Origin of the sequence: Ruminococcus sp. RTP21358st1_G6_RTP21358_211008 (genome assembly GCF_040908885.1) — a bacterium.
In the GTDB taxonomy this organism is placed as follows: Bacteria; Bacillota; Clostridia; order Lachnospirales; family Lachnospiraceae; genus Blautia_A; species Blautia_A faecis.
Genome location: NZ_JBDGDM010000055.1, coordinates 1 through 14,789 on the forward strand (window position 1 = coordinate 1; position 14,789 = coordinate 14,789).

General features: G+C 45.5%; 9 protein-coding genes. 3 read left to right on the forward strand and 6 right to left on the reverse strand.

Annotation, left to right across the window (positions count from 1 at the left end):
• Positions 1 to 239 precede the first annotated feature (239 nt).
• Positions 240 to 1,649, forward strand: a complete 1,410-nt coding sequence (locus tag AB5Z12_RS17450) for an RsmF rRNA methyltransferase first C-terminal domain-containing protein (protein WP_173717451.1) — start codon at positions 240 to 242, stop codon at positions 1,647 to 1,649.
• Between the two features lie 87 nt (positions 1,650 to 1,736).
• Here AB5Z12_RS17450 and addA read toward each other — a convergent pair whose 3' ends face one another.
• Together addA and AB5Z12_RS17460 are read right to left on the reverse strand one after the other, a co-directional pair.
• Positions 1,737 to 5,492 carry a helicase-exonuclease AddAB subunit AddA gene (addA, locus tag AB5Z12_RS17455; RefSeq protein WP_173717450.1) on the reverse strand — a complete coding sequence of 1,252 codons (3,756 nt, stop codon included), beginning with the start codon at positions 5,490 to 5,492 and terminating at the stop codon, positions 1,737 to 1,739.
• Positions 5,492 to 8,824: a PD-(D/E)XK nuclease family protein gene (locus AB5Z12_RS17460; RefSeq protein ID WP_368357419.1), complete on the reverse strand. Its 3,333-nt coding sequence runs from the start codon at positions 8,822 to 8,824 to the stop codon at positions 5,492 to 5,494. The genes addA and AB5Z12_RS17460 overlap by 1 nt, the downstream gene beginning before the upstream one ends.
• Before the next feature lie 186 nt (positions 8,825 to 9,010).
• Here AB5Z12_RS17460 and AB5Z12_RS17465 point away from each other — a divergent pair, with 186 nt between their 5' ends.
• Complete coding sequence (locus tag AB5Z12_RS17465) at positions 9,011 to 9,199, forward strand: hypothetical protein (protein ID WP_368357420.1); 189 nt, start codon at positions 9,011 to 9,013, stop codon at positions 9,197 to 9,199.
• Entirely contained in the window at positions 9,196 to 9,471 is a 276-nt protein-coding gene (locus tag AB5Z12_RS17470; protein WP_368357421.1) for a hypothetical protein, read from the forward strand. Before AB5Z12_RS17465 ends, AB5Z12_RS17470 begins: the two co-directional genes overlap by 4 nt.
• 87 nt (positions 9,472 to 9,558) lie before the next feature.
• On the opposite strand, the gene AB5Z12_RS17475 is transcribed toward AB5Z12_RS17470, so the two are convergent.
• The 4 genes from AB5Z12_RS17475 to AB5Z12_RS17490 all read right to left on the reverse strand — a co-directional run bounded on the left by AB5Z12_RS17475 (position 9,559) and on the right by AB5Z12_RS17490 (position 14,393).
• Positions 9,559 to 11,475: an NAD(+) synthase gene (locus tag AB5Z12_RS17475; RefSeq protein ID WP_173717447.1), complete on the reverse strand. Its 1,917-nt coding sequence runs from the start codon at positions 11,473 to 11,475 to the stop codon at positions 9,559 to 9,561.
• 111 nt (positions 11,476 to 11,586) lie between these two features.
• Positions 11,587 to 12,465 (reverse strand): Hsp33 family molecular chaperone HslO, encoded by an 879-nt coding sequence (gene hslO / locus AB5Z12_RS17480; RefSeq protein WP_173717446.1) that lies wholly within the window; start codon positions 12,463 to 12,465, stop codon positions 11,587 to 11,589.
• Positions 12,466 to 12,536: 71 nt separating this feature from the next.
• Positions 12,537 to 13,298: a class I SAM-dependent methyltransferase gene (locus AB5Z12_RS17485; RefSeq protein ID WP_118582993.1), complete on the reverse strand. Its 762-nt coding sequence runs from the start codon at positions 13,296 to 13,298 to the stop codon at positions 12,537 to 12,539.
• 81 nt (positions 13,299 to 13,379) lie between these two features.
• Complete coding sequence (locus AB5Z12_RS17490; RefSeq protein ID WP_173717445.1) at positions 13,380 to 14,393, reverse strand: hypothetical protein; 1,014 nt, start codon at positions 14,391 to 14,393, stop codon at positions 13,380 to 13,382.
• Positions 14,394 to 14,789: the final 396 nt, after the last annotated feature.

The window sequence follows — 14,789 nt, forward strand, 5'->3', positions numbered from 1 at the left end:
CTGTTGATGGAAGCATTATACTACATTGGGACATTTTCCTTTATGGTATATTAGGACATTATCATAAATGGTTCATAGATTCTTTTGCTTTTGCTTATGTTTGACTTGTTCTTTTTCTTCCGCTATACTAAAATGTGTTTAAAAAATGCTTTCTGCAAGATATGCATCACTGTTTGCGTAAGATTTTTGCAGACTTTTTTTCATATCAAATTCTATTTCAGTACTAAGGAGATTTTTCTATGGATTCAGATAAATTATCAGCTCTGCCTCAGGCTTTTCTTCATCGGATGGAGGATATGCTTGGGGATGATTTTGAACCTTTTCTGGCAGCTTATGAACAGCCGCGTACTTATGGGCTCCGGGTAAACACGGCAAAGATTTCCTGTGAGGAATTTGAACAGATCGTGCCCTTTGAAGTAAAAAAAATCCCATGGGTTTCAAATGGTTATTTTTACAATGAGGATGTAAGACCATCCCGGTGTGCTCTTTATCAGGCCGGACTTTATTATCTTCAGGAACCAAGTGCCATGACCCCCGCCTCCCGTATTCCGGTGGAGCCAGGAGAATATGTGCTGGATATGTGTGCTGCTCCTGGAGGAAAAGCAACTGCTGTTGGTTCCGCCCTAAAGGGTGAAGGACTTCTGGTTGCAAATGATATCAGCACTACCAGAGCAAGAGCACTGCTTCGAAACCTGGAACTGTTTGGGATTCCCAATCTTTTTGTTGCCAATGAAAAGCCTGAAAAAATGGTAAAGAATTTTCCGGAATTTTTCCATAAGATCATTCTGGATGCACCTTGTTCCGGGGAAGGAATGTTCCGTAAGGAGGAAGCTCTTGCCAGAGACTGGACTCCCGAAAAATCTGAGGAGCTTTCCAGAATTCAGAAACAGCTTTGCTTGAATGCGGCAGACATGCTGCAGCCGGGAGGACAGATGCTTTATTCTACCTGTACCTTTGCGCCTTGCGAGGATGAGCAGATCATTTCCTGGCTTCTTAGGGAAAGGCCGGAGCTGTCTCTGATTTCTATGGAAGATTATGAGGGCTTTTCCACCGGAAATCCTGAATGGGGAGATGGGAATCCACAGCTGAAAAAATGTGTGCGCATTTTCCCCCATAAGATGCAGGGGGAGGGGCATTTTCTGGCCCTCTTGCAAAAGGAGGGAACGGCTGGACCTTCCGCTGGTACTTCTAAGACCAGTCGTCTGGCTGCAGATATCCGGAAGTATATGGAAGAGTTTTTCAAGGAAATCGGGTTGAAAACTTTAGATGGTCAGGAGTTTGACTGGAACCGGGTGGAGGTTCGGGCGGATAAGGTTTATTATCTGCCGTCTGTTTCCTGTAATTTCAGAGGACTTACGTTTATTCGAAACGGACTTTATCTGGGAGATCTGAAGAAAAACCGGTTTGAACCAGCTCAGCCGCTTGCACTGGCTTTCCGGAAAAATGAAGCTGAAGCTGTGATTTCCCTTTCTGTGGATGATCCAAGACTGGAGCGGTATCTGAAAGGGGAAACTCTTACGATTGAGCCTGAAGAGGCTGCTCATCCTAAGGGATGGCATTTGCTTTGTGTGGAAGGGTATCCCCTTGGGTTTGGAAAACTTGTGAATGGGACATTGAAGAATAAGTATCCAGCTGGGTGGAGAGTGTAAGGTTGTCAAATTTTTGCTTTTCCTTCCGCCTGCGACGTGCGTGGATGTGGCGTGCCACATCCACGCACCCTCTGCGAACACAAGCAATCATCCTAACAATATCTCTTTTTTCAACGTAAAGGAATAAATATACTTCTCTTTCACCCTGCGCCCAGTCATTCTCTGAAGTGCCTGAGCATAATCCTCCAGCTGGGTGTGATACAGATCAACCAGCTTCTGCTCTTCCCCTCTGCGCACACGATCCGTCTTGTAATCAACCAGCACGATCTCGTCCCCTTCCAGAAAATAAGCGTCTATGATTCCCTGCACAAGCACACGTTCCTGGGAATCCCATGCCTCATCTATTTCAGCAGCACTTCTGGAAATGACAAAAGGCTGTTCCCTGAAAAGAAGCCCCGATAACGCGGCGGCTTTCATTCTCTGCCCCAGTGCCCCATTCACAAAAGACTGAATATCTGAAATTCTGATACATTCGGCTTCTGCCTCAGACATTTTTTTGCTCTGAACCAGTGCGTCGATCTGCTCTTTCAGCTGCTGTGTACTGTCCGTTTTATTGTACTCAAGACATTCCATCACACGATGGTAGGCAGTACCTCTTGCAGAACCTGTGAACGCCTTTTCCGCTTCCTTCTTTTCCTCAATAAATCTTGGAACCAGCGGAACAATGTCCGGTTCGAAATATACAGCTTCTTCAATATCCGTATCTTCATGGTAACTCTTCTTTTTCAGATCCGATACGCTGACCTTCACCGGAATATCCTTACGATATTCATAAGGATATACAAATCCAAAACGCTTTTCCAGTTCCGCTCTGATTTCAGGATCCACAATTTTCTCACAATCCCAGTTATCCAGAATATCGTCTTCCATCTGCCCGGCAGCCTGTTCCACCACTTCAGCCTCCGTTAAAGTCCGCGCTGTGATCCTTTTCACCTGAAACTCTGCCGGATCATCATAAAGCAGATTATCATGGGATGGCAGTAATCCAAACTCCTCAAAAAGTTCATCCATGCAGCGGTGCCTTGCAAGCGCAGGCAACACGTAATCCCAGTAAGTTTTTCCATTCAACCGCGTTTCTGCCGGAAGAAGTTCCTGTTCATTTTCGCGGAATCTGTATAAAGAAAGCAGCCTTTTTTCCAGATTTCCTATTGTTCCGGTCATGATCAGTTTCTCCTTGGCACGCGTCAGGGCAACGTAAAGTACTCGGATTTCCTCCCCCAGAGTCTCTTCCAGAAGCTTACGGCGGATCACCTGCTTATACAGTGTTGACACGATCAGCCGACGGTCTGGCAAAATGGCGTCAGCGCCAAGACCGTAATCCGGATGAATCAGAAGTCTGGCGTTCAGATCCTGCATGTTGAACTGTTTTCCCATACCGGCAAGGATTACAATCGGAAACTCGAGTCCCTTACTCTTGTGGATCGTCATGATTTCCACGGAACCTTCTCCTGCACCAGAAAGATTTACTTCGCCATAATCAACTTCATATTTTTGCAAATGTTCAATATATCGGACAAAATTAAATAAGCCTCTGTAACTGGTCTTCTCATAATCCATTGCCTTTTCCACCAGCATAGCGAGGTTGGCGCTCCGCTGTGCACCATTTGGCAGAGCTTTTGCATAATTACAATAGCCGGTTCTGCGGAGAATCTCAAGAATCAGCTCATGGACAGGAGTGTACACCGCAAGATCACGCATTTCATTTAGAAGGACTATAAACCCATGTAATTTGTGGTAAAGAGTTCTTTCCTGCCCCTCATATTCTTTCAGGAAATTCAACACGCTGTCATACAACATCCCCTTCGGATGTTTTTCCCGCAAAACGGCAAGCTCCTGGGTAGTACATCCCACCAGCGGCGACCTCAGCACACCCGTCAAAGGAATATCCTGAAGAGGATTATCGCAGACCTGCAGATAATTCAGAATCGTAACCACCTCAAGTGCTGAAAAATATCCCGTTTTTGAAGCGGCATACACAGGAATTCCGTGGGCAGAAAGTACCTCTGTAAAGGTTTCTGACCAGCCGGAAGCGGTGCGGAGAAGGATTACAATATCTCCGTATTTCGCAGGACGATATTCTTTGGTTTCCTTATCAAGTACCAGCTCTTTTCCCACAATTTCCTTAATTCTGTGGGAAATAGCAAGAGCCTCCAGTTCCCGGGCATCCTTTCCTTCCATCAGATCCTCCAGTTCTTCGGAATCCTTTTCTACCAGAAGAACTTCTGCAGGAAGAAAGCTTTCCTTGTTTCCTTCCGGAAACACAGCTCCAGGATAAAGAGCTGCGGCTTTATCGTAAGCAATTCCACCAAGATCTGTTCCCATAATCTGACGGAAAATAAAGTTTGCACTATCCAATACCTGAGACCGGCTTCGGAAGTTTTTATGAAGATCGATTCGCTGTTCTGTACTGTCCGTTAAACTGTACTGTTCATACTTTTCCATAAAAAGCTCCGGTCTGGCAAGGCGGAACCGGTAAATGCTCTGCTTCACATCACCTACCATAAATATATTTTTTCTTCCATCTGCCCAGCCGGAAACACAGTTGGTAATCATTTCCTGTACCAGGTTACTGTCCTGGTACTCATCCACCATGACCTCGTCATATTTCATGGAAAGTTCACGCGCTGCCGGACTCATGTGATAAATATACTTTTTCTCTCCCGTCCAATCACCGTCGTTTTCGCCATTTTCTTCCGCTGCATGAACCTTTTGAATCAGGATTTCCAGAGCAAAATGCTCCATGTCCGTAAAGTCCAGAATATTTTTTTCCCGCTTCTTCTCTCCATACATACGGATAAATTCCCTGGTAAGCTCCACCAGCATTTCTACAGGCTCCCGGCAGGTTTCCAGAAGCACTGGAAGTTCCTCCTCCTTTACGGAAAAATACCGTGTTCCAATATTCTTTAAAATATCCTTTGCATTTTCCCGAAGAGATTTTACCTGCTCTTTCAGCGTATCATCTACAGGATCTTTTGGTTTCTTTCTGGAAAGAGCGGCAAAAGCCGGTTTGCCAAGAAGCTCCCCTGCTCCGTCAAAATCACCGGCGGCGGCTTTCTCTTCTGCTTCACGAATGAGGATGAGATCACTTTGCAGTGCTTCATCATACAGGTATGGCCCTCCTGACGCATTGCAAAAGCTCCTAGCCTGAGTAATCAGTTCCTTTGCCTGACAAAGATCCTCCGTAATGTTTTTCCATAACAAATTCATCCATTCTGATGATTTTACAGACTCTAAATCCGTATTTCTATAACTATTTATGCATTCTTCCAGCCAGGTATCCGGATATGGATTGCTCATGGCAGCATTATACAGAGAATAGATCAATTCTTTGATTCCATCATCTGTTTTGCCGGATGCGTAGCATTCGATAAAACACTTAAACTTTTTGTCATCTTTTATGTAATAGTTCTCCAGAAGCTCCTTCATCACGTCCTCTTTCAGAAGCTTCAATTCTCCCTCTTCTCCTGTCCGATAACCAGGATCCAGACCAATAAGATGAAAATAATTGCGGATCACATAAGCACAGAAACCATCTATCGTGGTGATCTGCGCCGTATGGATCAAGGTAGTCTGGCGCTGCAGATGCTCATTGTCCGGATTCTCACAGAGAGCATCCTCCAGGGCATTTGCAATTCGTTCCCGCATTTCCCCTGCTGCTGCTCTTGTGAACGTCATGATCAACAGCCTGTCAATGTCAACAGGATGCTCCGGATCCATCACCTTTTTAAGGATTCGCTGCACAAGCACCGCAGTCTTACCGGAACCAGCTGCTGCACTGACCAGAATATTCCGGTTTCTTAAATTGATAACCTGCTCCTGCTCTTTCGTCCAGTTCACTGCCATTATTCATCCACCTCCTTCACAAAAGCATCCCACAGCTCTTCATCTGTAAAGTTTTTCAGCCTGCGGAATTCATAGCCTGGAATTTCCATGTCAAAACCGCATACGCCGCTGTAAGGACAGTAGGTACAGGCATTTTTCTTTCCCAGCATATAAGGAGAAACCTGGGCATCACCGGTCATAATGGACTGTCTGATATGCGAAATCTTTGTTTTTACATAACGGTTTAAAATATCAAACTGCTCTTTTGAGGCTACAGAAGAATTTTTCCGGAAGCTTCCGTCCTTGTTAAAGGATACGGGAATTGACATAAGGGAACTGTCCATTTTTTGAACCAGTTCTTTGTCTTTCAGAACCAGTCCGTTCATCTTCAGTTCCTTCAGCACTTTTTCCTGGACAGTCTCTATATCTGCATCTATTTTTTCCTGAATCATAGGATCCTTAATATTGTAATAAAATACCCCTGCAGGAATCACATCTTTATTCTTATGCTTGTTTTGCTCTACGGTAAGGGCACCATCCATGTAGATCATCAGCTGCAGCTGCAGGCCATGATACAGGGAAACCAGATCAAAAGAAGTATTCCCGGTCTTATAATCAATGACCCGGACATACAGCTTCCCATCATCTGTCTCCATAGTATCCACGCGATCGATCCGACCGCCCTGAAAAACGACCTCCACACCTTCCGGCTCAAATTCCCCGGATTTCAGCTGTTTCTGAATTGCCCACACAGTTCTTCGTACCATTCGCTTGGTGCGCTGGATCATATATTCATTGCGTGCACTGCTTTTTAGAATGGTATTGCCATAATCAGCACTTATTTCATCTACCAGACGATCTGCCAGCGCATCCCTCTCTTCCTCAGAAAGCTCTGCCAGAGAAAGCTTTTCTTTGTTCACTTCCTTTATCAGAGACTCCAGCACCTTGTGCATAATATTTCCCATATCCATGGCGCGGAATTCATACTCTGCACGCTCCGTAAGTTTGAGACCATACTGGAGAAAATGGGCAAAGGCACAGGCAGAATAACGCTCCAGCCTGGTGGCACTATAGGGCGACACCTCTCCATAGAGAACCTTTGCCACACTTTCACTGATAATATCAGCAGGCTTTCTGGTTCTGGAAGCCTCCACCAGTTTTCTGGCTAAAGTCCTATATTTGGGACTTCTAAGATACCAGCTGTAAAGCTCGCTGTACAAAGGACTTTCCTGTCCCACAGCGCCCTCTCCAAGACCTTTCAGGAAGCATTCCAGACTGGTTCCCGGAAGCTCCATGGCGTTCAGGCTGAATTCCTCATCACCTGCATTTTTCACCTCCAGTCCGGGATATAGAGCCTGTATACTGTGAATCAGATATGCCGGGCTTATAGGTTCTCCTTTTCCATTTGATAAACTGTAGGAAAGGCACAAATACTCACTTGGCTTTGTCAGATTCAGGTACAGGTAAAAGCGCTGGGTATTCATCAGCTCTTTCGGACCTGGTGCAAGCTCCATTCCCTCATCTGCAAAAAATTCTCTGTCCATCTGGGTCAAAATTCCGCCGGAATCTGTATTTTTCGGAATATTTCCCTCGTTTACCCCTACAAAAAACAATGCCTTTATTTCTTTCAGACGGGTTCTTTCCATATCTCCAACAAGAACCTGATCCATACTTGGCGGGATCAGTGCAACCTTCGACTTGGCAAAACCAGTTTCCAGAAGCTGCACAAATTCCGTTCTTGTAATTTCTTCCTCTCCAAGGATCTCTACCATACGGTCAAGAAGCTCCATAACAATTCCGTATATCTGGGCGTATTCTTTTTCCAGAGCTTTTTCCCCTTTTTCTTTAAAGAAAAGCTCCTGTTTCTTCAGTTTTTTCTGTATTTCACAGCTTGCGATAAACTGATATAAACTATAACAATATTCACATACTTTTCTCTTTCCACTGGAAAATCCCTGAGCCAGGATCTCAGCCTCCCTCACAAATATTTCCCGGTATTCGTTCAGGACTTGAATATCCTCCGGGTCCATGGTCCGGTAAACTCTCACCCACTTCTCGGACCACTTTTTGTAACCGTGAATTCCAAGGGCAAGCACATAATTCTCCAGCATATCCACCTGTTCCCTTCCAAGGCCGGACATATCACAGCGCAGATACCGGAAAACACTTTCGTAGGAAAAACCCTTTGTAACCATTTCAAGAGCAGCACGAATATATTCTATAAATGGGTTCATCAGAATGGTGTGCTTCTCATCCAGGAAATACGGGATCCGGGATTCCTCGAATACCTGAGATGCAATACTTTTGTACGCCTCCAGATTTCCGGTAATCACAGCGATTTCTCCGTATTTCAGATTTTTTTCACGGACCAGACGGCGTATTCTCCTGGCTGTCTCTTCCAGTTCTTTTACAGGGGATTCTGCTGCAAATATGCAGATTTCTTCCTGTTTCTTCTCATAGGCAGATCTTCTGTAGCGGAAAAGATGCTTCTCCAGGAAGTCAAGGGAGGTGGAATTTCCAAAGCGGCCCTTTCTCTCATCTTTCAGAAGAACGGGATCATCCAGATTGCTGGTCAGACCAGACAAGGTGTGGATCATTTTCCTGCTCATATAGAACAACTGATGTGGTTTTCCCAGCTGCAAGGGATTTTCTTCGGCATCCATAGTGACAGTTACCAGAACCTTATCGCAGACATTTAAAAGTTCCCGGATCACGTTCATCTGCACCGGAGTAAAACCGGTGAAGCCATCCAGAAGGAGTACGGATTTTTTCAGTTTATCTGAAAAAGGAATGGCTTTTTTCAAAGCGTCCATCACGCCTTCGCCGGTCATATAATGACCTTCCAGATACTGAAGAAATGCCTGATAGAGGACACCCACATCCTGCATTTTCATATGAAGAAGAGAGTCCTCCCCTGTTTTTCCCAGCATGTCCTGCAGTTCTTCCTCCCGGATATCATACTGCATAAATTCTGAAATCAGAGATTTCACTTCGTCCAGATAGCCCGGTTTGTTCATCTGGCTGCCAAGATAGGGCAGATTTTTACGATGCTGCTGCACCAGCTTCTGAAGAACCATACTTTTTCCAGTGTCATCCAGAAGCACTTCCCGAGCACCGCCTGTCTCCTCGAAAATACGATAGGCAAGACGCTGGAAGCTGAGCACATCGATATTCAGGATTCCCTTTCCGGGGTGCATTTCGACTACATTTTTCTGTGTCTGCATAGTGAACTGTTCCGGGACGATAATATAGTACAGGTGCTGTGGATTTTCCATAGATTCCCGGATGATCTGTTCACATGCATAATGCGTCTTGCCAATGCCGGAGCTGCCGATGATGAATTGTAGGGACACGTTTTTTCCTCCTTCTGCCAATTGTATGGAATAAAAAAAGCCTGTATCTGATAAAAAAAAATTCTGCTTTATATTCTATCATATTTTCCATGCTTTGATAATAGGATAGAATAAGAAGATTAAAGCCTGGTTTTTGCGGCCAGGATTATTTTTTTCATTATCAGTGCGATACAGGAGGCGCAGTCCATGAGTTCGAAAACCAGGATCATCGTGTTACATATGAAGGAAGTGGTATATACCATCGCCTTTCTGATTCTTGCTGTTCTTCTGGGAATCCTGATCTACTTTATGTTCGGGCCTGGAAAAAGCCAGACCCTTCTGCTGCTGGAGAGGGGCTTTATACGCCTGGCGTTTACCGCAGTTCCCTTACTTTGAATAAAAATACTTTTGACGTGGAAGTTACAGTAGATCAAAACAATATCCAGTCTATTGAGCTGGTAAATTTAAGTGAAAGCACCACTGCCATGTTTCCGCTGGTAAAGCCTTCTCTGGAGTCACTGGCCAGCCAGATTGTTGACAGCCAGTCCCTGGACGACCTGAAATATTCCACAGACAGGAAATATACATCACAGCTGCTTATTTCTGCCATTGAAGATGCATTAAAAAAGGCGGAGAACCATGTAAGTTCTCCGCCGGCAGAGCAATAAACAAACCTAATTATTTCCCACCTTTACAGCTGCATGCTCCGCGAAATACAGCTGTAAAATACATGGAAAGCATACCGCACAATCGTTTTATACTTCAAGCTTCTCCAGAGCTTCCATCCATACCGCTGCGCTTGCATCACTTGGCATACGCAGGTCACCTCTTGGAGACAGCGCCACACTACCTACCTTCGGGCCGTCAGGAAGACAGGAGCGTTTGAACTGCTGGGCAAAAAATCTGCGGTAGAAGATTTTCAGCCATTTCAGAATCGTAGCCTTGTCATAAGTACCCTCAAAGGTACGGCAGGCAATGCGATAGATCTTATCCGGTTCAAAGCCTGCACGAAGCATATAATACAGATAAAAATCATGAAGTTCATAAGGACCAACCAAATCTTCTGTTTTCTGCGCGATCTTGCCGTCCTTAGGCGGCAGAAGCTCCGGACTTACCGGAGTATCCAGAATATCCAGAAGAACTTCTTCCAGCTCTTTCTCTCCGCAGGTATCTGCATAATAGCGGACAAGATGTCTTACAAGCGTTTTGGGAACAGAGGCATTTACACCATACATGGACATATGGTCTCCATTATAGGTTGCCCATCCAAGAGCAAGCTCGGAAAGGTCACCGGTTCCCACAAGAAGTGCTCCCTTCTGGTTTGCCATATCCATAAGAATCTGCGTACGCTCTCTGGCCTGACAGTTCTCATAGGTTACATCATGAACAGAATCGTCGTGACCGATATCACGGAAATGGATATTTACCGCCTCTTTAATATTTACCTCCGTCAGAGCAGCACCAAGGCACTGGCTTAATTTACAGGCATTCTGGTAAGTTCTGTCTGTGGTGCCAAAGCATGGCATGGTAATGCAGCGGATATTCTCAGATGGCAGTCCCATCAGCTGGAAAGTACGTGCAATTACAAGCAATGCCAGTGTGGAATCAAGTCCCCCGGAAAGACCAACCATTGCCTTCTGACAGTGGATGTGGCTCATTCTTTTCTTAAGTCCCATAGCCTGAATGTTCAGAATCTCCTCACAGCGCATATCACGCTCTTCTTTTACAGAAGGTACGAAAGGATAGGGGGCAAACTTCCTGGTAAGAGAGGTCTCTTCCACTTCCACCTCAAAAGGTACGATCTGGCAGTCAGCATCATCAGATGCCGGATAGGTGGAAAGTCGTCTTCTCTCATCTGCCAGTCTCTGCACATCAATTTCTCCGTAGATCACAGTGTTCTGGAAGCGCTTCGCCTCTGCCAGCATGGTGCCATTCTCTGCGATCAGGTTCTGTCCGCCAAATACCAGATCCTGGGAGGATTCACCCTCTCCTGCTGTGGCGTAAATATAGCCGCACACCAGTCTGGCAGACTGACCCTTCACCAGATCACGGCGGTAGGAATCCTTGCCAACCATCTCATCACTGGCTGAAAGATTGACGATAATATGGGCACCGCCCTGTGCCAGATTTACACTAGGCGGAAGTGGAACCCACAGATCCTCGCAGATCTCCGCGCCAACTGTCAGCTCCGGCAGTCCTTCACATGAGAAAATCAGATTGCTGGCAAAAGGTACGCTTTCCTCCCCAACTGTCACATCTGTCCACACATCCGCCCCGGAAGCAAAGTGTCTCTGCTCATAGAATTCATTATAGTTTGGAATGTGAGTCTTAGGTACAAATCCAAGAATATTTCCGTGGTTCAATACTGCTGCCACATTGTAGAGCTTGCCGTTCATCCGCATAGGAAGTCCCACAAAGATCAGCGCATCCACATCCGCAGTCTCCTCTGCAATAGTCAGAAGGCTCTCCCATGCACTGTCCAGCAGTCTTCTCTGAAGGAAAAGATCCTGGCAGGTATAGCCTGTGATGCAAAGCTCCGGCAACACCATCAGCTTGGCATGCTGTGTCTCCATTTCACGGATTACTTCCAGAATTGCCCTGGTATTGGCCTTACAATCAGCAACTGTAACCTGCGGCGTTCCTGCCGCTACTTTAATAAATCCCTGATTCATATCCTAGTCCTCTCTTATCCTACCATTTCCACGCCTTAGAGTGTGTTTGAAAAAGGCTTTCTGCAAGATGTGCGTCTATGACGGAAAATAGTGATTCTGTCTCAATTCAGCTTATTTGCATCTTCTTAGAATTTCTTTCAGCTCTTCTACTGTAAAATTGTAGTTGGTATTACAGAAATGGCAGTTCATCTCGATTGGCTTGCCTTCCTGGATCATTTCGTTTAATTCTTTTCTGCCGATGCTGATCAACGCTTTCGCTACTCGCTCCTTGGAGCAGTTGCAGCGGAAACGGGTGTCCATTTTCTCATTGATCTGCACGTCAAAGCCTTCCAGCACTTTCTCCAGCAGACTCTCCGGGGTATGTCCCTCCTCTAACAGGTTGGTGACAGAATTGATCTTCTGTACGTTCTGCTCTAACCTGGAAATCACTTCTTCCTCTGCAAATGGCATCAGCTGTACAATAAACCCACCTGCCTGGCGTACTGTATTATTCTTATTCATCAAGACTCCAAGTCCAACTGCGGACGGTACCTGCTCACTTGTTGCAAAATAATAGGTCAAGTCTTCTGCGATCTCACAGGTCTGAAGCATAACCTGTCCGCTGTATGGCTCTTTTAGCCCCATATCCTTAATCACAGTCAGGAATCCAGGACCAACTGCTCCTGCAACATCCAGCTTACCTTTGGAATTTGCCGGGATGCAGACATCTGGATTTCCTACATAGCCCTTTACATTTCCCTGGGAATCGGCAGTTACCGTAATTCCCTGAAGTGGACCGCCGGCCTTGATCTGAAGGGTAAGAACATCTTTTTCCCCCTTCATCATGGAGCCCATCATGGCTCCTGCAGTCAGAAGTCTTCCAAGCGCTGCCGTAGCCACCGGACTTGTATTATGGTGCTCTCTTGCAGTCTCCACCATCTCAGTGGTCACTGCCGCAAATGCACGGATCTGGTCGTTAGCTGCAGTCGCGCGGATGATATAATCATTCATGTGTATTCTCCAATCTATACTGTTATAATGTTAATCGTAATCCTATAGCTATTTATCTTATTATTATATTATCATTTACCATGTTCCCTTACTACAAAGGTAAGCCTTCCGCTATCTTCCTTCGGTGGCTCCAGTGTATAAGCATCATACACTGCCAGAAGCTCCATTCCCGCTTTTCCAATAAGTTCCTTGATCTTCTCCAAAGAATAGGCTCTCTGATAGTGAACCTCCTCATCCTTCTCATAAAGTCCGTCCTCTCTTGGAAGAAACAGAGCCAGCTCATACGTATTAATCCCGGTCTCCTCATCATAACTGTTCTCCCAGATAAAGCTTCCCTCATCCCGGTTCTCAGCAATCGTAGTATTCCCGATCATAGTCTGATACTTATAAACCGTATTCATATCAAACAGAAAAATCCCCTGAGGATCCAGATAATTATTTACCAGGGCAAACACATGCTCCAGCTCCTCTTCCTCTGTTATGTAATTCAGACTGTCACACACGCTTACCACAGCCCGTACGGTTCCATAAAGTTCAAACTCCTGCATATCCTGAAGAAGATACAGGATGTCATGCCCGGACTCTACCCGCTTCTCCATGGCCTCTGCCAGCATTTCCCCGGAATTATCCACTCCGATCATGTCATAGCCAGCCTCTGCCAGTATCTCAGTCATGGTTCCCGTGCCGCAGCCAAGATCCAGCACAAGTCCGTCTGTGATTCCCTGCGCTGCAAGCTGCTGCTTCAGCCATTTGCCCCAGGTCTGGTAGTCCACATTGTCCTGGAACATATCATATACTCTGGCAAATTCGCCATAAGCCTGAAAATTATCCATATTCCCTCCAACTGTCACGGACACAGCCATCCATCCCGGGTAGCTGTGTCCGTGTAAGTCAACATTCTGCTTTTTCTGTTATTACTCTACAGGCATGTAATATACGTCTGCACCTTCTCCATGCCAGTAATAATCCACATCATTCTGATCGTAAACATCCTCATTATTCACAAAACGATAGGTATTTCCATCAAAGTCAACCCAGTTTCCATTTCCATCCGGAGTAATTACAAGGGGATGTCCATCGGAGTTGCGGTAAATAGTTCTGGTCTGGTTGGTATCGGTAAGCTGTTCCTGGGTAAATCCGCCGGAGTTTGTGATTGTTCCATCACTGCTTCCATCACCTGAGGACGCAGAATCAGTGCCTGCACTCTGTGTTCCGTCAGTGGAACCATCTGTACTTCCCTCAGTGCTTCCGTCTGCACTGTCAGAAGACTGTACCGGTGCAGCAGCTTTCAAAGAAGACTCTCCTGCAATTCCGAAGGAATCAACTGCAGCCTTAACTCCTGCATAAGAAGCCTCATCCACAACAGATCCGCAGATATTGTAATACTCATCAGAGCTCTTATAAATTTTATGGATCGCATAAACATATCCGCCGCTCTTGGAAGCATCTGTGTACTTCACAGTGTAAGAATAAACGCCTACTCCCTCCACATCACTGGCGGTATAATCCTGGATTTCAAAGTCAGTACCTTCTGCAAGGTCAGAAGCCTGCTCTAATGCCACAGCCAGATCCTGCGTATCCGGAAGCATAGCAGAAGACATGTCCTCTTCTCCCTGTCCATGAAGGATCAGGATCTTACCCTGCTCCGGGGATTCGAAGCTGAGCATATCTGCCTCATCCGCCTTATTGGACCAGGTAGCATCTGGAAGCTTAATGGAGACAGCCCCATTGCTTGATGTATAGGTGCTGTCCTGTACGTCTGGCGCGATGGTTGGCTCCGGAGTAGGTGTAGCGGTTGCTTCCGGAGCAGGTGTCTCAGTTACCACTACCTGTTCTTCCGGCTCGTCTCCGCCAAAACTGCAGCCTGTAGCAGCTGCAGAAACAATTGCTGATATCGTTAAGATTGCTAAAATCTTTTTGTTCTTCATAGTATCCTCCTTATTTCTTTTCATAAGTAAATTTTGTAAATCTACATTATTCTATTTCATTAACAAAACGAAAATATTTCTCGTTTATAAAAATCTCCCGAGCTGTATTTTACAATTTTATTACAAGCCTGTCAATGGATTTCCCACTGTAGAATCTAAATTGTTACTGTTCACTCCGTTCACAGTAACACGCTTCGCGATGCACAGAAATCATGCTTTGCATGATTTCGCGCCGCAACTCTCGGGTTTTCTGTGAACTTTGTTCACAAAAAACACCTCGCGGAATATTACCAGTGAACAGTAACTCTAAATTGAAAATATTATAAACTTTCGTGACGAACTTTATACATTTTTTCAGAGGGTGTTTGTAAAATCCTGTCTGCAAAATGTACGTTG

Excerpts from the sequence above, each read along its gene's own strand:
- AB5Z12_RS17490 (WP_173717445.1), bottom strand. The coding sequence starts at position 14,393 with ATGAAGAACAAAAAGATTTTAGCAATCTTAACGATATCAGCAATTGTT.
- AB5Z12_RS17475 (WP_173717447.1), bottom strand. The coding sequence starts at position 11,475 with ATGAATCAGGGATTTATTAAAGTAGCGGCAGGAACGCCGCAGGTTACA.
- AB5Z12_RS17485 (WP_118582993.1), bottom strand. The coding sequence starts at position 13,298 with ATGGATAATTTTCAGGCTTATGGCGAATTTGCCAGAGTATATGATATG.
- addA (WP_173717450.1), bottom strand. The coding sequence starts at position 5,492 with ATGGCAGTGAACTGGACGAAAGAGCAGGAGCAGGTTATCAATTTAAGA.
- AB5Z12_RS17465 (WP_368357420.1), top strand. The coding sequence starts at position 9,011 with ATGAGTTCGAAAACCAGGATCATCGTGTTACATATGAAGGAAGTGGTA.
- AB5Z12_RS17450 (WP_173717451.1), top strand. The coding sequence starts at position 240 with ATGGATTCAGATAAATTATCAGCTCTGCCTCAGGCTTTTCTTCATCGG.
- hslO (WP_173717446.1), bottom strand. The coding sequence starts at position 12,465 with ATGAATGATTATATCATCCGCGCGACTGCAGCTAACGACCAGATCCGT.